The following is a 19,057-nucleotide window of genomic DNA, read 5'->3' on the forward strand; positions in this document are numbered from 1 at the left end:
GAAGGCTATCGAATCTGTTGGCGCGCGTTGAAAATTGACCAGGGTGGGGTTCTACCCCGTGTTCTCCGAATCGGTGCGGAACCAAGCATCGTCCGGCCGGCGCACGGCGGCCATCATTGATGTGGTTGTGGCTTACTCGATCGATTGAAGCTTCGCCAGATTCAGCATCACGGTCAGCGGCTCGATCGGTGATTCGACGAAGCCGTGATGCAGGTAAAACCGCTTGGCATCTTCGTGGAGGGCGTGGCACAGCAAGGCACGGATGCCCAGCTCTTGTGACAGTCGCAAGGCACGAAGCACAGCATCTTTGAGTAGCCCGGCACCGATCCCCTGGCCCGCCCAATCGGCATGCACGGCCAAGCGGCCCAACACCACCACCGGAATCGGTTCAGGCATGTTGCGGCGGACGCTTCCCGGGACCTGGGCATGCGAGACGGCTCCAGCAGCCAAGGCGTAGTAACCCACCACATCGTCGTCAGCGCATACCACGTAGCACCGCGAGGCGCCGTCCTGCTGATTACGCCGGGCGCGCTGTTTGAGCCAGCTGTCCAGTGCCGACTCGGTGCAGCGGAAGCCCTCCAGTCGGTGTGCCTCGGTCAGCGGCTTCGGCGCCTGCAGTGTTGGCCGCTTCACGCCTCCCACGGTGCCTGACGACGCAGCAGCTTGCGCAGGGCCTCGCCCGTCTCCACTGGGGCATCCAGTAGCGCCTGGAACCGCTTGAAGCGGTTGGCATCCAGGGTAAACACGGTCCGCTCCAGCAACACCTGCTGCGCCCGCTCGCAGGCCGCTTCGAGCATGAAGTCCGTACGGCTCTTGCCGGCCACCTGTGCCGCCTGGTCGATCAAGCTACGCTGCGCCGCTTTGGCGCGCAGATTGATGGTGGTTGGTCGGGCAACGGTGGTCATGGTGGCAGTCCTCATGTGTATACACATTGTACGTACACGAATCGCTGGACGCCACCGCCCCTGTTCAGCCCTCCGTGGTTCTGGGGTATCAAGCGTCGGAAGCAAGTGTCGACACCGCGTCGGCGGTAGATCAAACCCGCGGCCTCCACAACGGATGCGTCGTGGTGTTTATCGCTTTCAGCATCAACAGCCAGGTAAGCCGCGCGGTTCTTAACCCCGCCGACCCTGGAGACGGGTAGAACTCCCTGCGCCGCTTTCCTCTCGCGAGCAAGTTTGGTGTCTATCCGGCGCATGCCTGAAATCCCCTCGAGAACTCGACCTCGGCCCTCTCCTGCACGTGGGCCATAACTCATCTGAGGTCAAAACGTACAAGGTGCAGCGGGCAATTCGTGTCCCGCGCGCCCGGAAAGATGACAGGAATCCGTCCGGGCGATCGGGAAGCAAATAACTGATTTAGATATCTTTATCGCTCACGATGGGACTTGGCGCTACCGGAAGGACGGTCCCTTCTTGCATTCCGAAGGGGGGTTCGAATCCCTCCGGGCGCGCCATCTGCCATGGGTCATCGCCTCGCCGGCTGCGGCTGGAACGCGGTGATCCCGAAGCGGCGGAAAGCCGCATCCAGCCAACCATGCAGGCCTCGTCGACATCCCCGGCGGGGCCTTCTTGCGTTGATCGTGCGCGATGCTTTCCCGGGTCGGATGAATGTGCGCGTGGTGACCGAAGCGGCCGAGGTCGGGCCGGGGATCCAAGGGCATCCGGTGACCGTAACGCGTCGATGCCGAAGGCTCGCTTGCGAGCCTCTCGCACATGTCGAGTGATATCCGTGGTGATGCGCGAGTGTCACCGTCCAGTCCCCTCACAGCGAGCCCTCCCGTGGAAACCAAACCCGCCGGCGTCACCCAGTGCTTCACCTGCGAATTCTGGACCGGCGAGCGTCGCCACGAGCCGGCCGGCCAAGTGACGTTCGAGGGGGCGCTGAAGACCGCCGCCTGCGCGAACCCGGTCTCGACGACCCATCGCACCCAGATGGCGCCCGGCGCGATGTGCAATCACTGGAAGCGTTGGCAGGCGCTTTGATCGCCCGCGGTCGGTGATCGACGGCTGGCGGGATCCGGCGCGCACACGCCGCGTTCCGCAGGCGGGGTGCGCCGGTGGCGGCGCCCGGTGTGGCCTCGTATGCTGGCGACTCCGCGTTCCCGATGCATCGCCTTGACCGCCGACACCCCTCCCTTGCCGCCGTGCAACGCCTGCCGTCCCGGCGAGGATCTGCCGTTCGAATTCACCATGGCGTTCCAGCCGATCGTCGACGTGCGCGAACGCAAGGTGTTCGCCTACGAGGCGCTGATCCGCGGGCTGAAGGGCGAGGGGGCCGAGACGATCCTGCCGCAGGTCACGGTGGACAACCGCTACGTGTTCGACCAGGCCTGCCGGGTCAAGGCGGTGGAGCTGGCCTCGCGGCTGGCGATGCCGTGCTTCGTGAGCATCAATTTCCTGCCCAACGCGGTGTACCAGGCCGCCACCTGCATCCGCGCCACGCTGGAGGCCGCGCGGCGGTTCGGTTTTCCCACCGAGCGGCTGATCTTCGAGATCACCGAGAACGAGCAGCTGGTCGACAAGGAACACCTCAAGAGCATCATCCGCGAGTACAAGCGGCAGGGCTTCAGGACCGCCATCGACGACTTCGGTGCCGGCTATTCCGGCCTCAACCTGCTGGCCGAATTCCAGCCGGACATCATCAAGCTGGACATGGCGCTGGTGCGCGCGATCGATACCGACCCGGTGCGCCAGGCGATCGTGCGGGGCATCCTCGGCGTGTGCCAGGCGCTGCACATCGAGGTGATCGCCGAGGGCGTGGAGACCCGCGCCGAATTCGCGCTGCTGCGCGAATTCGGCATCGGACTGTTCCAGGGTTTCCTGTTCGCCCGGCCGGGTTTCGAGCGCTTGTCCGACGTCGACTGGTCGGCGCTCGACGCGAGCTGATCCGCTGCCCTCAGCCGGCGGATGCGTCCACGATCGACCACGGCACCTGGCTGCCGGCGCGCATCGGCACGCACACGCTCGACCCCAGCGGCACGGTGTCCGGCACGGTCCAGGCGCGGCGTTCCAGCACCATGCGCGCGGTGTTGCGCGGCAGGCGATAGAAATCCGCGCCGTGGAAGCTGGCGAAGCCTTCCAGCCGGTCGAGCCGGCCGGCTTCCTCGAAGGCCTCGGCGTACAGCTCGATCGCAGCGTGCGCGGTGAAGATGCCGGCGCAGCCGCAGTCGGCCAGCTTGGCCTCGCGCGGATGCGGTGCGCTGTCGGTGCCGAGGAAGAAGCGCGCATCGCCGCCGGTCGCCGCGGCCAGCAGCGCCCGGCGATGCTGCTCGCGCTTGAGCACCGGCGCGCAGTAGTGATGCGGGCGCACGCCGCCGTCGAACAGCGCGTTGCGATTGAGCAGCAGGTGGTGGACGGTGATCGTGGCGGCCACGTGCTTGTCCTGCGCCTGCACGAACTGCACCGCGTCGGCGGTGGTGATGTGCTCGAACACCACGCGCAGGTTCGGGAAGCGCGCGCGCAGCGGCACCATGTGCTGGTCGATGAAGGTCTTCTCGCGGTCGAACACGTCCACCGCCGGATCGGTCACCTCGCCGTGCACCAGCAGCGGCAGGTCGGCCTGCTCCATCGCTTCCAGCACCGGGTAGACGGTGGCCAGATCGGACACGCCGGCGGCCGAGTTGGTGGTGGCGCCCTGCGGGTAGAACTTCACCGCGAACACCTGGCCGCTGGCCTTGGCCGCGAAGATCTCCTCCGGCGTGGTCTGCCGCGTGAGGTACAGCGTCATCAGCGGTTCGAACGTCATGCCCGCGGGCACGGCGGCGAGAATGCGTTCGCGGTAGGCCAGCGCCTGCCCCACGGTGGCCACCGGCGGCTTGAGGTTGGGCATCACGATGGCGCGGGCGAAGCGCCGCGCGGTGTGGCCGATCACCGAGGCCAGCGCCTCGCCGTCGCGCAGGTGCAGGTGCCAGTCGTCGGGGCGGACGATGTCCAGTCGGTCCGTGCTCATGGGCCGTTCCTCTCGTGGATGGGGATCAAAGACGCATAGTGTCCCGCGTCCGGGCGAAAAAGTCCGGTGGGTGCGTCAGGGGTTGCAGGCGTCGCAGTGCGCAGGGTCGGCCGGACCGCCGTCGCGCGGGCGCCGTTCGAGATGGCCGCAGCCGGCGCAGCGCCGCTCGTCGGCCAGCACCTGCCGGGTCGGTGCGCCGCACCAGCCGCAGGGCCGGCCGGGCAGGCGGGCGCTGATCACGAAGCCCGGCCGCGCGCAGGCCGGGCAGCGGCTGCGCCAGGCGCGCAGCAGATCCACGGTGGCGCGGCGGATGCAGCGCATGCGCTGCGGATTGCGGTGGGCGCGCATGTCGGTTTCCACCGAGGCCGCCTCACAGGCATCCAGTGCGCGGCGTACCGCGGCGACCAAGGTCCCGTCGTCGTGCGCGTCCTTGGCCAGCGCGACGGCGGGCGTGGGCTGGCCGCCCTCCATGCCCATCACGATCACGCCCTGGCGGGGAAAGCCGACGCGCGCGGCGAAGGCCCGCGCCGCGTCCACGTCCTCCACCCGCGCATGGGCGAAGTGCCGGGCCGGCGCCTCGTGGCGGCCGACCAGCTCCAGCCCGGTGGCGCGGTCGACCAGCACCACCTGCTCGCTGCCCCAGGCCAGGAAGGGCACGTGCGGATGCGGCCCGAAGCTGCCCTCGCTGGCCAGTCCGAGCCGCGCTTCGGGGACGCGCTCAAAGCCGGTGCGGATCTTCGCCCGCGCCGTCTCCAGCGACGTGCTGGTGCGCGCGACGTCGCGGCTGAAGGTGCCGAAGCGGTCGGTGTCGAAGTCCTCCGGCACCACCACCCGCACGCCGAGGAAGCGCGCCAGCAGCGGCGCGATCGCCCGCTCCTTGCCGTGCATGGTGGCCAGCACCGCGGTCTCGCCGCACAGCGAGGGCACCGCCTCGGCCATCAGAAGTAGCCTTCGAGCTTCTGCTGCTCGAGGCTGCCGCCACCTTCGCGATCGGCCAGCCGGCCCTGGCGCTCCGAGCCGCTGGCGCGCGCGGTCTCGGCGATCACCGCGCGCAGGTCGCGCGCGTCCGAGGCGATCGCTCCGGTCACTGGCCAGCAGCCGAGCGTGCGGAAGCGCACCGGGCGGTGCGTGACGGTCTCGCCCGGTGCCAGGCGCATCCGCGCCCGGTCGTCCACCACCAGCAGGCCGCCGTCGCGCTCGACCACCGGGCGCGACGCGGCGAAGTACAGCGGCGCCAGCGCCAGTTCGCGGCGCAGCGCGTAGCACCAGATGTCGAGCTCGGTCCAGTAGGACAGCGGGTAGGCGCGCAGCGACTGCCCCGGCGCCAGCCGCGTGTTGTAGAGATTCCACAGCTCCGGCCGCTGCTGGCGCGGGTTCCAGGCGTGGGTGGCGCTGCGCACCGAGAACACGCGCTCCTTGGCGCGGGTGCGCTCCTCGTCGCGGCGCGCGCCGCCGAACACCACGTCGTGCCGGCCGCGGTCCAGCGCCTGCTTCAGCGCGTCGGTGCGCATCGCGGTGGTGTAGGCCTCGCCGTGGTCGAACGGGTTGATGCCCGCGGCGCGCCCGGCCTCGTTGGCGTAGACGTGCAGCTCGAAGCGGTGCGCCCGCGCGAACGCGTCGCGAAACGCCAGCAGTTCGCGGAACTCCCAAGTGGAGTCGACGTGCAGCAGCGGCATCGGCGGCGGCGCGGGATGAAACGCGCACACCGCGAGGTGGGCCAGCACGGTGGAATCCTTGCCGGCGGAGAACAGCAGTACCGGGCGCTGGGCCTGCGCCACGCCCTCGCGCAGGATGTGGATCGCCTCGTTCTCCAGCGCGTCGAGGTGGCCGCCCAGCCGGCGCGCGCCGGCCGGATTCACGCGAAGCGTTCCCAGCGGCTGTCGGCGCCGCGGCGCCACAGACCCTCGCCGCCGGGCGGCAGCGCGAACAGGTGCAGCCAGCCGTGATCGACCAGTTCGCGCACGCCGGCCTGCTTCGCCAGCACGCGCTCGATCGCCTCGGTGGGCGCGGCCAGCACCGCGGTGAGCCGGCGCGGTTCGTGCACCAGCGCGGTGCCGTCGGAGACCGACTGCCAGGGCAGGCCGCTGCGCAGGTGGCCGCCGGCGCCCTCCATCACGCCGACGCCGGCGACCACGTTGTGCAGGGTTTTGTTGCCGCTGCCGAACGCGTCGTTGTCCACGCTGGAGGCGTAGTACTGCAGGTTGATCCAGCTGGCGACCACCATCGGCGCGCTCATGATCTGCTCCAGCACGCGGCCCTCCGGATCCTGCGCCCAGGTGTAGCTGTGCAGGAACACGCGGCCCCCGAGGTCGAGCGCACGGGTGGCCTCGCGCGGCGCGGCGATGAAGGCGGCGCAGCCGGCCAGGCCCCATTCCGGTCGCGGCTGGCTCCAGTCCTGGCTGCGCGCGAGCAGGGCACGCAGGCCCTCGGGCGAGGCGTCCAGCCCCAGCCGGGCGGCGCGCTCGGTGCGGGTGCGCGCGCCGGCTTCGGCCAGCGCCTGCTCGAGGCGGTCGAGGTCGTCGGCGTGGCTGGCCGGCACGTCGTCGCGGTCGTACAGGATGAGCGCGTCGGTAGTGGTGTCGTGCAGGCCGGCCACGAACACGGTGTCGGCGGGAATCGCGATGCCGCGGGTTGCGAGGCCCTCGCGCACTGCCGCGTCGTTGAGCACGCGCGCGGCTAGCCGGGCATTCGCTTCGCCGCTGTGGCCGCCGCAGGCGCCGCAGTCCAGCCCGCTGGCGTAGGGGTTGTTGGTGCTGCTGGCGCCGTGGCCGGCGAGCAGCACCAGCCGTGCGAAGCGGTCGGTGAGCGACATGCCGCGCAGCAGGTTGGTCGCCAGGTCCAGCCGGACCTCCGGCGGCGGCAGCGTGGCTTCCATGTCGTCGCGGCAGCGGCCACGCGGCGAATGCCTGGCCAGCCCGAAGCCGTCCAGCAGCAGGCGTGCGGCGTAGACCAGGCCCAGGCTCTCGACGAAGGCGAACGAGGCCACCGCCGCGCGCTTGAACGCCTGCCAGCCGGCGGCGCGCAGGTTGCGCGTGCGCTGCTGCGCGAGTCGCGTCGCGCGGTCGCTGTCGGAGCTGCGCTTGGGCTGTTCGTGCACGGTCAGCGGCGGCGCGAGCAACGCCGGGCACTGCGCGCGGCCGGTGTCGTGGCCGAACGGGACGTAGCTCACCGGCATGCCGAAGAAGCCGGCGAAGCCCAGCGTCTCGGCGCCGGGCAGGCTGCCTTCCAGCGCGCGGCGGAACACTTCGGAGCGCACGTCGATGCAGAACGCCGCCTGCACCGGCGCGCGCGGCGCGGGCTCGGTCGCTGGCGCGCGGGTCGCCACCAGCTTCGCGGCCAGCGGGCGCTGCCAGGCGATCTCGTAGGCATGCTGGACGATCTCGTCGACCACGAAGGCGCGCAGCCGGCGCGGATCGCGGCCGTGTTCGACGAACCGTTCGCGGGCACCGGCCCAGGCCGCGGCGAGCCGCGGGCCACCGAGGCGCAGCGCCAGCAGCTCCCACGCCAGCCGCACGGCGAGCAGTTCGGCCAGCTCGCTGCCGGCTTCGCCGCGCAGCTCGTCCTGCCAGTCGCGGTAGCGCGCGTGGCCGGCCCAGCCGCCGAGCGTCGCCAGCAGGCGCTGGAAGTAGAGCGGCAGGCCCGGCGCCGGCAGCGCCAGCGCGGTGGCCGCTTCGGCGATCAGCGCGTCGGCGTCCGCCGGCAGCGCGCGCACCGCGGCGCGGAAGCCCGACCAGCCCTCGATCTCGGGGCGCCGGTCGCGCTGTGCCTGCTCGTGCCACGCCGCATACGGGCGCAGTCCGCGCCAGGGCGAGGCCCACATCGCCTGGCCCTGGTCGTAGTGCGAGGCCGCCCACTGCGCGAGCTGGGCGTCGGCCAGCGCTTCGTCGTCGCGCCGGTGGACCGTTGCGGCCAGCGACAGCACCGTGGGCAACGCATCGCCGGCGGGGTCGTGCGGTCCGGCGAGGTGGCGCTTGAGTTCGGCCACGTCGGCCGGGCGGTGCGGGCCGGGTGCGGCCTGGCGCAGCGCCTCGGCGAGGTCGGCGTCGGTGATCTCGCCGCGGGCGATTGCCTCGGCGTGGACGCGCCGCGCTGGCGTCACGCGGGCGCCCTCGGTGGCGGCGACCCGCTGCGCCGCTTCGGCGAACGGCAGGTCGGTGAGGCCGAGGAAGGGGTTCACCGCGACGAAGTGGGCGAGCGGCCACAGCGGGGCGACCCGGCGGCAGGCGTCCGTGACGGCGGCCTGCAGCGTCGGTGTCGTGGTGGCAGCCGGGGCGGCGTCGGTTTCGGCGGGGCGCAGCATGGCGTTCATCGACGGACCTCCGCGACGGAGACAGGGGCAGTGGTCGCGCGGTTCTCCAGGCGATGCCACAGGAAGGCATCGACATAGAGGCCCTGCGCGAGATGCACGTAGGCAGTGCGCCAGCCGCGCCGCGCCTGCAGCGTCTCGGGCATCAGCTGCACCAGCGCGATGGCGGCGAAGGCCAGCAGGGTGGGGCCGAGGATCGCCCAGGTGACCCAGCTCGCCGCCGGGGCGGCCGGCACGCTGCCGGCCAGCGCAGCGCCGGCAACCGCGTGCAACGCGGCGTAGGCGAGCATGGCGAAGGCGGCGAGCACGAGTCCGCGCACGAGGTTGGCGGCCGGCCGCCGCGCCGGCGTGGCGCGTGCCAGCAGCAGGCCGGCGCCGATCGCCAGCAGCAGGCCGAGCGCGCCGATCGCGGCGGGCTCCGGGTCGATCCGGTCCATCAGCGGACGCAGCGCGAGGTAGAGCACGATCGCCAGCACCGGGCCCAGCGCCCGCGCCCGACCGCCCGCGGCCGGTGCGGCGGCGCGGCGGCGGGCCACCGCGTCCACCGCGGTGCCGGAGGCGAGGAAGCCGTGTGCCTTGTAGAACGAGTGGGCGATCAGGTGCAGCAGCGCGAGCGGGAAGGCGCCCAGGCCGCACTCCAGCAGCATCAGGCCCATCTGCGCGATGGTCGACCAGGCCAGCGAGGCCTTGATGCTGGTCTGGGTCAGCATCACCAGCGAACCGTAGACCGCGGTGATCGCGCCGATCGCCGCCAGCAGGTGCATCGCTGCGGGCACCGCCACCAGCACCTCGGCAAAGCGGATCGCCAGGAAGCCGCCGCCGTTGATGATGCCGGCGTGCAGCAGCGCCGACACCGGCGTGGGCGTGTCGATGATGTCCGGCAGCCAGCCGTGGGCGGGAAACTGCGCCGACTTCAGCGCGGCGGCGATCACCAGCAGCACCGCGGCCGCCGGCACCGCTGCGCCGGTTGGCGCGCCGTCGCGCACCTGCGCCAGCACGGTAGCGAGGTCGGCGCTGCGGCAGGTCCAGGCGAGCAGGGCGAATGCGCCGAGCAGGCAGGCGTCGCCGAGGCGGGCGACGATGAACTTGCGGCCGGCCGCGCGTACCGCGGCGGCGCGCTCGGGATAGAACAGCAGCAGCCGGTGCAGTGCCAGGCTGGTAGCGATCCACGCCGCGGCGAGCAGGGCGAGGTTGCCGGCCAGCACGAGGGTCATCACCGCGGCCAGGGTCAGGCACAGCTCGGCGGCGAACAGGCCGCGGCGCGGATCGCCGTCGAGGTAGTTGCGGCTGTAGCGCAGCACGATCGTCCCGATGAACGCGACCAGCAGGAACAGGCTGGTGCCCAGCGCGTCCAGCCGCACCGACACGCCCGCGCCGTGCCAGTCCACCAGCGCGGCGGACAGCGGGCCGCGCATCACCGCCGCCGCCAGGGCCGCCAGCGCAAGCCCTGTCGAGAGCGCCCCGGCGGCTTGGATCGCCGCCCAGGAGAAGCGACGACGCCCGGCGGCATCGGTCATCGCTACCAGCGCGGCGAGGACGAACGAGGCGGGGGCAAGCAGCACGATAAGCATGGGCATGGACGGGTCCGGAACATATGAAAACCATGTCACCTTATCGCAGTGCTTTCATTCCATAAAATTCATAATATGAAGCACAAAGTTCTATGAAAGAGAACGTCCGTGGCCGCACTCAACTACAACCACCTGCGCTATTTCTGGGCCGTGGCCCACGAGGGGAACCTCACCCGCACCGCCGAGAAGCTGCACGTCTCGCAGTCGGCGCTGTCGATCCAGATCCGCAAGCTGGAGGAGCAGCTCGGCCACGCCCTGTTCGACCGCAACGGCAAACAGCTGCTGCTGACCGAGGCCGGGCGGATCGCGCTGGAGCATGCCGACACCATCTTCAGCGCCGGCGGCGAGCTGCTGAGCATCCTAGGCGACCGCCCCGGCGCGCGCCGGCAGATCCTGCGCGTGGGCGCGCTGGCCACGTTGTCGCGCAATTTCCAGATGGCGTTCCTGCGCCCACTGCTGGCGCGCGAGGACGTCGAGCTGGTGCTGCGCTCGGGCACCACCGCCGAGCTGCTGCATGCGCTGGAGTCGCACCGGCTCGACGTGGTGCTGATCAACCTGCCGCCGGTGCACGACGCGGCCACGCCGTGGATCTCCCATCCGATCGCCGAGCAGCCGGTGAGCCTGATCGGCACGCCGGCGCATGCCGGCCACGGGCTGGCGCTGAGGGACCTGCTGGCGCGCGAGCCGCTGGTGCTGCCGACGCTGGAGAGCAGCATCCGCATCGGCTTTGATGCGCTGGTGGACCGGCTCGGCGTGCGCGTGCGCATCGCCGCCGAGGTGGAGGACATGGCGATGATGCGCCTGCTCGCCCGCGAGGGCGTCGGGCTGGCGGTGGTGCCACCGATCGTGGTGCGCGACGAGCTGGCCAACGGCAGCCTGGTGGAATTGGTGCAGTTGCCGGAACTGAGCGAGACGTTCGTTGCGGTCACGCTGTCGCGGCGTTTTCCCAACCCGCTGGCGCGCGAGCTGATCGCCTCGTTCGCACCCGCGGCGCACGAACCGGCCGGTTGAGGCGTCGCCCGCAGGGGGGGCGAGGGCGAGGCATCCGACCGACCTGGACCTGCGTAACAACTGCACCGATGCAGCCCGGGCCGGAATCCGCGACTCCCCCTCCCGCACTTCCGGTCCGGGCTGTGCCGGTTCCCTGCCCTCCGGCGGAACGCCGACGGCGCCCGCCGACTTGCGCGAGGCAACCACCATGATGCCGATGATGCCGTCTGCCGCGATCGCGCCGAAGGTTGCTCCTGCCGGGCTCGCACATGTCCAGGCCGGCCAGGCCAGGACCCGCCGCTCGGTGCTGTCGCTGGCGCGGGCGATCGAACCGGATGCGTGTGCGGTGCTGCTCTGGTACGACACGGTCGGCATCGACGAGCTGTGGGGTCGCACGGCCCGCGAACTGGTCGATGCCGGGCAGGGGCGGCGCGTGCTCGGTTTCCTCGCCGAGGTGGCCAGCGGTCGCCGCGACTGAACCGCGCGCTCCGGCGCACAAAAAGGGCGGCGTCCAGCGACGCCGCCCCGGGGTGAAACACGATCCGCCGATGAGCTACACGCGCGGCCCCCGTCGTATCCCGCCGAAGATCAGCGAGAGCACGAACAGCACCAGGAACACCACGAACAGGATCTTGGCGATGCTGGCCGCGCCAGCGGCGATGCCGGTGAAACCGAACAGGGCGGCGATCAGCGCGATCACCAGAAACACGATGGCGTAATGAAGCATGGGGAGATCTCCTGCTTGGGCGGGTGGCGCGACGCTGGCGGTCGCGCGATGGCTCAGTGGCGCAGCTGCTTTTCGAGAGCGCGGACCTGGGCCTCGGCCTCGTCGCGGGCCATGCCGTAGCGCTGCTGCAGCTTGCCGGCCAGATACTCGGCGTCGCCGGAAGCGACGGTGAGGTCGTCGTCGGTCAGCTTGCCCCACTTCTGCTTGAGCGTGCCGGCGAGCTGCTTCCACTGGCCTTCAATGGTGTCCTGGTTCATCGCGGTCTCCTTCGTCTGGTCGGGATGGACAGGGCGTTCATCGCCCCGCGTGGCGACCATTCGATCCGCGTCGCCGTGAACGAGCCGTGCGTTTTCCGCAACCGCCGTGGCCGGCGTTCATCGCCGTGCAGGGGGAATCACCCTCCGTTCGCGGCGCCTGCACGCCCGCGTGAACGCCGCGCAAAAAAAGAGGCGCCCGGTGGGCGCCTCGGATCGCTGGCCGACGAAGCATGCCGGTCAGCCAGGGCTCTTCACCTCGAAGGCGCGGGTCGACACCGGCTTGCCGTCCAGTGCGATCTCGACCTGGTACTTGCCGGCCGGCCACAGGTGCGGGTTCTGGATCTTGAAGGTGGTCACCGCCGGACCGTCGGTGGCGATCGACTGGCTGATCGCACTGACCAGCTGGCCCTTGCCCTCCAGGTAGCTCCAGCGTGCGCTGAGCGTGACACCGTCGGTCTTGCCGCGGGTTTCCACGCTGGCGTAGATCGACTTGTGGTCGGCGGCGATGCTCTCTTTCGGCGCGGTCACCGCATGACCGGTGTTCACCGCATCGCCGATCACCACCTGCTCGATGCCGAAGGCATTGTCGACGGCGGGCGTGGCGGCGGCTGCGGTGCCGGCGTTCGCCGGGGCACTGCTGGCTGCCGGGGCGGGTGCGGCAGTGGAGGCGGGGGCGGGCGCGGTGGCGGCCGGGACCGGCATCGGGCTCATCGGGGTCATCGGCGAAGTGGCCGCGGTGCTGGCAGGCGCCGGGGCCGGGGTGTTGTTGTCGTCGTGCTTGCCGCAGGCGCCGAGCAGGAGCGCGCCACCGGCTGCGAGACTGCACAGGAGGAGAGAGCGAGCGGACGTTTTCATGGCAGGTTCTTCCGTCTTCGACTGGGGAGGAGACACCATCCGTGGCCGTGCGGTGCATCTGGCACCGCAGGATCCGGGAGGCTAGTCCGGCCGGTCTGAAGCGTCGGTTACTGTGGCCGCCGCCGGTTCATCTGGCAGTGAGGCAGTCGTTCGGCCGCTACTGACGCGCACCGCGCAGATTGACCGGCACCTGCTCGCTGCTGCTGCGGAAAGGATTGATATCCAGCCCGCCGCGCCGCGTGTAGCGCGCGTATACGCTGAGGGTGTCCGGGGCACAGCGCGCCATCAGGTCGACGTAGATCCGCTCCACGCACTGTTCGTGGAACTCGTTGTGGGTGCGGAACGAGATCAGGTAGCGCAGCAGGCCCTCGCGATCGATCGGCCGGCCACGGTAGCGGATCTGCACGGTGCCCCAATCCGGCTGCCCGGTGACCGGGCAGTTCGAACGCAGCAGGTCGGACACCAGTTCCTCTTCGACCACGTCCGTGCCGGCCACGCGCAGGCAGTCGGCCTTGGGCGGGCCGTAGTCGTCGATCTCCAGCGGCTGGTCGTCGATGTACTCGCCTTCGAGATCGCGGATGGTGTGCACGATGGCCGCGGGCAGGCTCAGCTCCACTTTCACCGTCGCACCGGCGGCCGCGGAGAGGTCGCGTTCGAGCACACCGATCAGGTGCGGCGCATCGGGCATGCGCTCCTGCGAGAAGCCGTTGAGATACAGCTTGAGTGACTTCGACTCGATGATGTTCGGCGATGTCGCCGGCACGCGGATCTCGACGATCGCCACCATCGGCTTGCCGCGCGCGTCCAGCCACGAGAACTCGTAGGCGTTCCAGATATCCACGCCGTGGAAGGGCAGCGGCCCGGTGACGCCGATCTCCGCGCGCTTGGCGGCGCGGGCGATCGGATAGAGCAGGGTCGGGTCGTAGCGGTCGGCGTAGACGGTGGTCTTGCCGAGCTGGGAGTCTTCGGGCGTGTTCATCGCGCCAGTGTAGCGGTCGTGCGTGAACCGGCTGCGACGCCGGCCACGGCAGCGACAAGCCGCCGCGGCCGGCCAGGCCGACCGGATCAGGCGTTCACGGCAGCCATCATCGCCTCGGGATAGCGGGTGCCGGCGGCGGCATCCGGTGGGAATACCGCATCGATCGCAGCCCGCTCGGCGGCGTCCAGCTGGACGTCGAGCGCGTCGAGGTTCTCGTCCAGCCGCGTGCGGCGCTTGGTGCCGGGAATCGGCACGATGTCCTCGCCCTGTGCCAGCACCCACGCCAGCGCCAGCTGTGCCGGCGTGCAGCCCTTGCGGGCGGCCAGCGCCTTCACCTGGTCCACCAGTTCCAGGTTGCGGGCGAAGTTCTCACCCTGGAAGCGCGGACTGTGCCGGCGATAGTCGTCCTCTGCGAAGTCCTCGGGCTTCGTGATCGAGCCGGTGAGGAAGCCGCGACCCAGCGGCGAATAGGCCACCAGTGCCACGCCGAGCCGGCGGCAGGCGGCGAGCATGCCGTTGGTCTCCGGGTCGCGCGTCCACAGCGAGAACTCGCTCTGCAGCGCGGCGATCGGGTGCACCTTGCAGGCGCGCTCCAGCGTGGCGCCGGAGGCTTCGGACAGGCCGAGATAGCGCACCTTGCCGGCCTGCACCAGCCCGACCATCGCGCCCACGGTTTCCTCGATCGGCACGCTCTGGTCCACGCGGTGCTGGTAGTACAGGTCGATCGTTTCCACGCCGAGCCGCTTGAGGCTGGCGTCGCAGGCCGCACGCACGTATTCCGGCCGGCCGTTGATGCCGCGCACGGTCGGATCGTTGGGGTCGCGCATGACGCCGAACTTGGTGGCCAGGAACACCTCGTCGCGGCGGCCCTTGATCGCCTGGCCGACCAGTCGCTCGTTGGTGTGCGGGCCGTACATGTCGGCGGTGTCCAGCAGGGTGACGCCGCGGTCCAGGGCGTGGCGGATGGTGGCGATCGACTCGGCGTCGTCGCGGCCGCTGTAGAAATCGCTCATGCCCATGCAGCCCAGACCGAGGGCGGAGACCTGGGGACCGTTCCGGCCGAGGGTACGCATCTGCATCGTGATCGCTCCTTTGAGGGGGTGTGGGGTGCCGCAGGGAGCCAGTGTGCCGCCGGCCTGAAGATGGATAAATGCTCAATAATGGCCAACACCATTTCACTGGAATGAACAATCATGGACCGCATCGAGGCCATGCGCCTGTTCACCCGCATCGTCGATCTGGGCAGCTTCACCGCGGCGGCGGATGACCTCAGCCTGCCGCGCGCCACCGTCACCCACGCGGTCAAGCGGCTGGAGGCGCGGCTCGGCGCGCAGCTGCTCCAGCGCACCACCCGGCGTGTGCGCACCACCCGTGATGGCGAGGTCTACTACGGTCACTGCCGTCGCCTGCTGGCCGACCTGGACGAGGTGGAGGCGGATTTCCGCGAGGCGGCCACGCAGCCGCGCGGACGCCTGCGGGTGGACCTGCCCGGCGCATTCGCGCGCAGCCGGATCATTCCGCACCTGCCGGCATTCTGCGCCCGCTACCCCGGCATCGAACTGGACATCGGCACCGGCGACCGTTTCGTCGACCTGCTGCGCGAGGGCGTGGACTGCGTGCTGCGCGCCGGGGCGCTCCCCGACTCGGGCATGGTCGGTCGCCAGCTCGCCGTGCTAGGCCAGGTCACCCTCGCCAGTGCCGGCTATGTGCGCGAACACGGCATGCCGCGGACGCTGACCGATCTGGCACAGGGCCATGTCGCGGTGAACTGGGCCTCGCCCACCACGCGCCGGGTCGAGCCGCTGGAGTTCATGGTCGGTCGCCACCGACGCACCGTGCTGTTGCCCTCGCGCGTGGTGGTCAGCGGGGTGGACGCCTATCACGGCTGCTGCGAGGCCGGCCTGGGCATCGCCCAGTTTCCGCGCTACCACGTGGCCGAGGCGCTGGCGGCTGGACGGCTGGTCGAGCTGCTGCCGGATACGCCACCGCCGGGCCTGCCGCTGACCGTGCTTTACCCGCCGCAGCGGCAGATGCCGGCACGGCTGCGGGTGTTCGTCGACTGGCTGGCCGGGTTGTTCCCGCTGGCCGAATGACTCAGCGGAAGCCGCGGCGGGCAGGCGCTCCGCCGACGGTATCCGCGGTCAGCGCCACGCCCAGGTCGGCCAGCACGGCGCGCTGCTGCTCCAGCGGCACGCGCACGATGCGGTCTTCGATGTCGGCCAGCCTGCGCATCGCCGGCAGCGCCATCACGGCATCGACCAGCGCCGCCATGCGTGGCCAGCGCGAAGCGTCGATCGCGTACTTCACGAAGCCGGCGGTGCGGAAAAAACTGGCCAGGCTGAGGTCGGCGATCGACAGTTCGCCGAAGACGAACCCGGTCGGTGGCAGCTGCGCCTCCAGGTAGTCGAGCGCGGCCGGGATCTCCTCCTCGCGCGCCCTGCGCACCATCGCCTCGTCGGCCTCCTCGCGGAACAGGAAGCGCTTCGCGCCGAGCTGGAAGAACAGCTTCCACACCAGCACGTCGCCCAGGTGGGTGTCGGCGTATTCCTCCAGCCAGCGCGCCCGCGCGCGCTGGCCCGGGTCGGCCGGGTACAGCGACGGCGTCGGGTAACGATCCTCCAGGTACTGGCAGATCACGCTGGAGTCGTTGAGCACCAGCTCGCCGTCGATCAGCACCGGGATCCGCCGCAGCGGGCTGAGCCGGGTGAACGTCTCGTTGCCGACGAACGGCGCGATCGGGTCGATCCGGTACGCGATGCCCTTCAGCTCCAGGCAGGCGAGCACCTTGCGCACGTAGGGCGAGATGTAGCTGCCGATCACGCTGACGGCTTCGGCCATGGCCGGGTTCCTTGGGGGTGGGGAAGCGGGCAGGGTGCGACGGCGCCGCGCTCAGCGTCAAGGCGGGTTTGTCGACAGGACTTCTGGCAGGGGTCCCCCCGTGGCTTGCGGGACTAGCATCGGGGGTCGGGCAGCGACAGGGGCGCTGCGGGCTTCCGCGATGCGGGCACGCCGCGAATCAGGGATGCTGTCCGGATCATGGCCGGCGCCTTCCGGCGTACGTTCCCACGCAGCGGAGTCCCTCATGCGATCCATCCCCGCGACACCGCGCCTACTCGGCGCGCTGGTCCTTGCCGGCCTTGCCGCCGGCGTCCACGCCCAAGGCCCCGAACTCACCGATGCGGACTACGCCCGCGCCGAGCAGATGGTCAACTACAAGGCCGTCCCGCTGGTCGATCACGCGGTGACCCGCGTGTCCTGGCTGGACGACACCCATTTCGCCTACGACGACCACGACGCCAGCGGCGACCACTACCGCCGTATGGACACCGCCACCGGTCGCAGCGAGCCGCTGTTCGACCAGGCCAGGCTGGCCGCGTCGCTGAGCAAGCTGGCCGGCGGCAAGCCGATCGAGGCGGACAAGCTCGGCCTGCGCGGCATCGCCGTGGCACCGGACGGCCGTTACAAGCTGGAAGTGCGTGGCAAGACCTACCTTTGCAGCGCCGACGCGGTCTGCGCCGAGCCGGCCAAGGGCGAAGCGAAGGGCAACGAACCGGGCGTGCTGTCGCCGGACAAGAAGTCCGAGGCCTTCATCCGCGACTGGAACCTGTGGATCCGCGACGTCGCCACCGGCAAGGAAACCCAGCTCACCACCGACGGCGTGGAGAACTTCGGTTACGCCACCGACAACGCCGGCTGGAAGCACACCGACAACGCCATCCTCGAGTGGTCGCCGGACTCGAAGAAGATCGCGACCTTCCAGCAGGATCAGCGCCAGACCGGTGACATGTACATGTTCACCACCAACGTCGGTCATCCGAAACTGGAGGCGTGGAAGTACCCGCTGGCCGGCGACAAGCACGTCACCATGATCGAGCGCGTCATCATCGACGTGCCGACGAAGCACGTGGTGCGGCTGGACATGCCGGCCGACCAGCACCGCTCGACCCTGTGCGACGACGTCAGCTGCGGTCCGGATGGCGGCTGGGACGACGTGAAGTGGGCGCCGGACAGCAAGACCATCGCCTTCGTCTCCACCTCGCGCTATCACAAGCACGAGTGGTTCCGCATTGCCGACGCGGCCACCGGCAAGGTGCGCACGGTGTTCGAGGAATCGGCCAAGACCTACTACGAGAGCGGCATCGGCAAGGCCAACTGGGCCTACCTGCCGGCCACCCACGAGGCGGTGTGGTACTCCGAGCGCAGCAACTGGGGTCAGCTGTACCTGTATGACCTGACCACCGGCAAGCTCAAGCACGCGATCACCACCGGCGACAGCGTGGTGACCGAGATGCTGAAGGTGGACCCGAAGAGCCGCACCGTGTGGTTCGAGGCGGTGGGCCGCACCAAGGGCCTGGATCCGTACTTCACCCAGTTCTACAAAGTGAGCCTGGATGGCGGCAAGCCGACCCTGCTGACGCCGGAGCCGGCCGACCACCAGATCAGCCTGTCGCCGGATGGCGACACCTTCGTCGATGCGTATTCCACGCCGACCGTGCCGCCGGTGACGGTGCTGCGCGCGAGCGGCGACGGCCACACCCTGGCCACCGTGGCCAAGGCCGACATCAGCCGGCTGAAGGCGGTGGGCTGGGTGCCGCCGGTGCCGATCACGGTGAAGGCGCGCGACGGCAAGACCGAGCTGTACGGCCTGATGTTCAAGCCGTCGAACTTCGACCCGCACAAGAAGTACCCGATCGTCGACTACGTCTACCCGGGTCCGCAGATCGGCTCGGTCGGTTCGCGCGCGTTCTCGCCGGCGCGGGTCGACCACCAGGCGCTGGCCGAGCTCGGCTTCATCGTGGTGGCGATCGACGGCATGGGCACGCCGTACCGCTCCAAGGCCTTCCATGACGCCTGGTACGGCAACATGGGCGACAACACGCTGCCCGACCAGGTCGCCGGCATCAAGGAACTGGCCAGGCGCTACCCGTGGATCGACATCGACCGCGTCGGCATCTGGGGTCACTCCGGCGGCGGCAATGCCTCCACCGATGCGATGTTCCGCTACCCCGACTTCTTCAAGGTCGCCTGGTCGGAGAGCGGCAACCACGACAATCGCAACTACGAGGACGACTGGGCGGAGAAGTACCAGGGCGAAATGGTCGTCGACAAGGACGGCAAGTCCAACTACGACGACCAGGCCAACGAGAACCACGCGGCCAACCTCAAGGGGCACTTGATGCTGGTGCACGGCACGATGGATGACAACGTGCCGGTGACCAACACGCTGCTGGTGGCGCAGGCGCTGATCAAGGCCAACAAGGACTTCGACATGCTGCTGCTGCCGAACATGCACCACGGCTACGCGATGGACAATCCGTACGTGATGCGTCGTCGCTGGGACTACTTCGTGCGCTACCTGATGGGTGGCACCCCGCCGAAGGAGTACCAGATGCACCCGACGATGCCCTGAGCGGCGCGACG

The 19,057-nt window shown here is 70.0% G+C and carries 19 protein-coding genes; 6 read left to right on the top strand and 13 right to left on the bottom strand.

The window, feature by feature from the left end:
- Nucleotides 1-132: 132 nt before the first annotated feature.
- Together ATSB10_RS15595 and ATSB10_RS15600 are read right to left on the bottom strand one after the other, a co-directional pair.
- The gene (locus ATSB10_RS15595; RefSeq protein ID WP_063673658.1) at nucleotides 133-633 is read right to left on the bottom strand and encodes a GNAT family N-acetyltransferase; all 501 of its coding nucleotides are present in this window, start codon (nucleotides 631-633) and stop codon (nucleotides 133-135) included.
- Complete coding sequence (locus ATSB10_RS15600; RefSeq protein WP_063673659.1) at nucleotides 630-905, bottom strand: type II toxin-antitoxin system TacA family antitoxin; 276 nt, start codon at nucleotides 903-905, stop codon at nucleotides 630-632. Before ATSB10_RS15600 ends, ATSB10_RS15595 begins: the two co-directional genes overlap by 4 nt.
- A gap of 876 nt (nucleotides 906-1,781) precedes the next feature.
- Here ATSB10_RS15600 and ATSB10_RS15605 point away from each other — a divergent pair.
- Nucleotides 1,782-1,985 carry a hypothetical protein gene (locus tag ATSB10_RS15605; protein ID WP_063673660.1) on the top strand — a complete coding sequence of 68 codons (204 nt, stop codon included), beginning with the start codon at nucleotides 1,782-1,784 and terminating at the stop codon, nucleotides 1,983-1,985.
- Nucleotides 1,986-2,192: 207 nt separating this feature from the next.
- Nucleotides 2,193-2,888, top strand: coding sequence for an EAL domain-containing protein (locus ATSB10_RS15610; protein WP_083966348.1), 696 nt, complete (start codon nucleotides 2,193-2,195; stop codon nucleotides 2,886-2,888).
- Nucleotides 2,889-2,898: 10 nt separating this feature from the next.
- On the opposite strand, the gene pyrC is transcribed toward ATSB10_RS15610, so the two are convergent.
- The 5 genes from pyrC to ATSB10_RS15635 all read right to left on the bottom strand — a co-directional run bounded on the left by pyrC (nucleotide 2,899) and on the right by ATSB10_RS15635 (nucleotide 9,834).
- Entirely contained in the window at nucleotides 2,899-3,951 is a 1,053-nt protein-coding gene (gene pyrC, locus ATSB10_RS15615; protein WP_063673661.1) for a dihydroorotase, read from the bottom strand.
- Nucleotides 3,952-4,026: 75 nt separating this feature from the next.
- Nucleotides 4,027-4,890: a DUF6671 family protein gene (locus ATSB10_RS15620; RefSeq protein WP_063673662.1), complete on the bottom strand. Its 864-nt coding sequence runs from the start codon at nucleotides 4,888-4,890 to the stop codon at nucleotides 4,027-4,029.
- Nucleotides 4,890-5,810, bottom strand: coding sequence for a sulfate adenylyltransferase subunit CysD (gene cysD, locus ATSB10_RS15625; RefSeq protein WP_063674533.1), 921 nt, complete (start codon nucleotides 5,808-5,810; stop codon nucleotides 4,890-4,892). The genes ATSB10_RS15620 and cysD overlap by 1 nt, the downstream gene beginning before the upstream one ends.
- A complete protein-coding gene (locus ATSB10_RS15630; protein WP_063673663.1) occupies nucleotides 5,807-8,260 on the bottom strand; it encodes a YbcC family protein in 2,454 nt (817 codons plus the stop codon). The genes cysD and ATSB10_RS15630 overlap by 4 nt, the downstream gene beginning before the upstream one ends.
- The gene (locus tag ATSB10_RS15635) at nucleotides 8,257-9,834 is read right to left on the bottom strand and encodes an NADH-quinone oxidoreductase subunit L (RefSeq protein WP_063673664.1); all 1,578 of its coding nucleotides are present in this window, start codon (nucleotides 9,832-9,834) and stop codon (nucleotides 8,257-8,259) included. Before ATSB10_RS15635 ends, ATSB10_RS15630 begins: the two co-directional genes overlap by 4 nt.
- 102 nt (nucleotides 9,835-9,936) lie before the next feature.
- Here ATSB10_RS15635 and ATSB10_RS15640 point away from each other — a divergent pair, with 102 nt between their 5' ends.
- Nucleotides 9,937-10,839: a LysR family transcriptional regulator gene (locus tag ATSB10_RS15640; RefSeq protein ID WP_063673665.1), complete on the top strand. Its 903-nt coding sequence runs from the start codon at nucleotides 9,937-9,939 to the stop codon at nucleotides 10,837-10,839.
- Between the two features lie 187 nt (nucleotides 10,840-11,026).
- A complete protein-coding gene (locus ATSB10_RS15645; RefSeq protein WP_063673666.1) occupies nucleotides 11,027-11,296 on the top strand; it encodes a hypothetical protein in 270 nt (89 codons plus the stop codon).
- A gap of 75 nt (nucleotides 11,297-11,371) precedes the next feature.
- Here ATSB10_RS15645 and ATSB10_RS19070 read toward each other — a convergent pair whose 3' ends face one another.
- From ATSB10_RS19070 to ATSB10_RS15665, 5 genes are all read right to left on the bottom strand, one after another.
- Nucleotides 11,372-11,545, bottom strand: a complete 174-nt coding sequence (locus ATSB10_RS19070; RefSeq protein WP_083966258.1) for a DUF1328 family protein — start codon at nucleotides 11,543-11,545, stop codon at nucleotides 11,372-11,374.
- Nucleotides 11,546-11,598: 53 nt separating this feature from the next.
- Entirely contained in the window at nucleotides 11,599-11,802 is a 204-nt protein-coding gene (locus ATSB10_RS15650; protein WP_017463916.1) for a CsbD family protein, read from the bottom strand.
- Between the two features lie 237 nt (nucleotides 11,803-12,039).
- Entirely contained in the window at nucleotides 12,040-12,657 is a 618-nt protein-coding gene (locus ATSB10_RS15655) for a hypothetical protein (RefSeq protein WP_063673667.1), read from the bottom strand.
- A gap of 157 nt (nucleotides 12,658-12,814) precedes the next feature.
- The gene (gene queF, locus ATSB10_RS15660; protein WP_063673668.1) at nucleotides 12,815-13,636 is read right to left on the bottom strand and encodes an NADPH-dependent 7-cyano-7-deazaguanine reductase QueF; all 822 of its coding nucleotides are present in this window, start codon (nucleotides 13,634-13,636) and stop codon (nucleotides 12,815-12,817) included.
- Nucleotides 13,637-13,722: 86 nt separating this feature from the next.
- Nucleotides 13,723-14,715, bottom strand: a complete 993-nt coding sequence (locus ATSB10_RS15665; RefSeq protein WP_063673669.1) for an aldo/keto reductase — start codon at nucleotides 14,713-14,715, stop codon at nucleotides 13,723-13,725.
- Between the two features lie 114 nt (nucleotides 14,716-14,829).
- Here ATSB10_RS15665 and ATSB10_RS15670 point away from each other — a divergent pair, with 114 nt between their 5' ends.
- Complete coding sequence (locus ATSB10_RS15670; protein ID WP_063673670.1) at nucleotides 14,830-15,729, top strand: LysR family transcriptional regulator; 900 nt, start codon at nucleotides 14,830-14,832, stop codon at nucleotides 15,727-15,729.
- Between the two features lies 1 nt (nucleotide 15,730).
- On the opposite strand, the gene ATSB10_RS15675 is transcribed toward ATSB10_RS15670, so the two are convergent.
- The gene (locus ATSB10_RS15675; RefSeq protein WP_063673671.1) at nucleotides 15,731-16,474 is read right to left on the bottom strand and encodes a glutathione S-transferase family protein; all 744 of its coding nucleotides are present in this window, start codon (nucleotides 16,472-16,474) and stop codon (nucleotides 15,731-15,733) included.
- A 244-nt stretch (nucleotides 16,475-16,718) separates the two neighbouring features.
- On the opposite strand from ATSB10_RS15675, the gene ATSB10_RS15680 reads away from it, so the two are divergent.
- The gene (locus tag ATSB10_RS15680; protein WP_063673672.1) at nucleotides 16,719-19,046 is read left to right on the top strand and encodes a S9 family peptidase; all 2,328 of its coding nucleotides are present in this window, start codon (nucleotides 16,719-16,721) and stop codon (nucleotides 19,044-19,046) included.
- Nucleotides 19,047-19,057 lie beyond the last annotated feature (11 nt).

It is taken from the genome of Dyella thiooxydans (assembly GCF_001641285.1).
Lineage (GTDB): Bacteria > Pseudomonadota > Gammaproteobacteria > Xanthomonadales > Rhodanobacteraceae > Dyella_A > Dyella_A thiooxydans.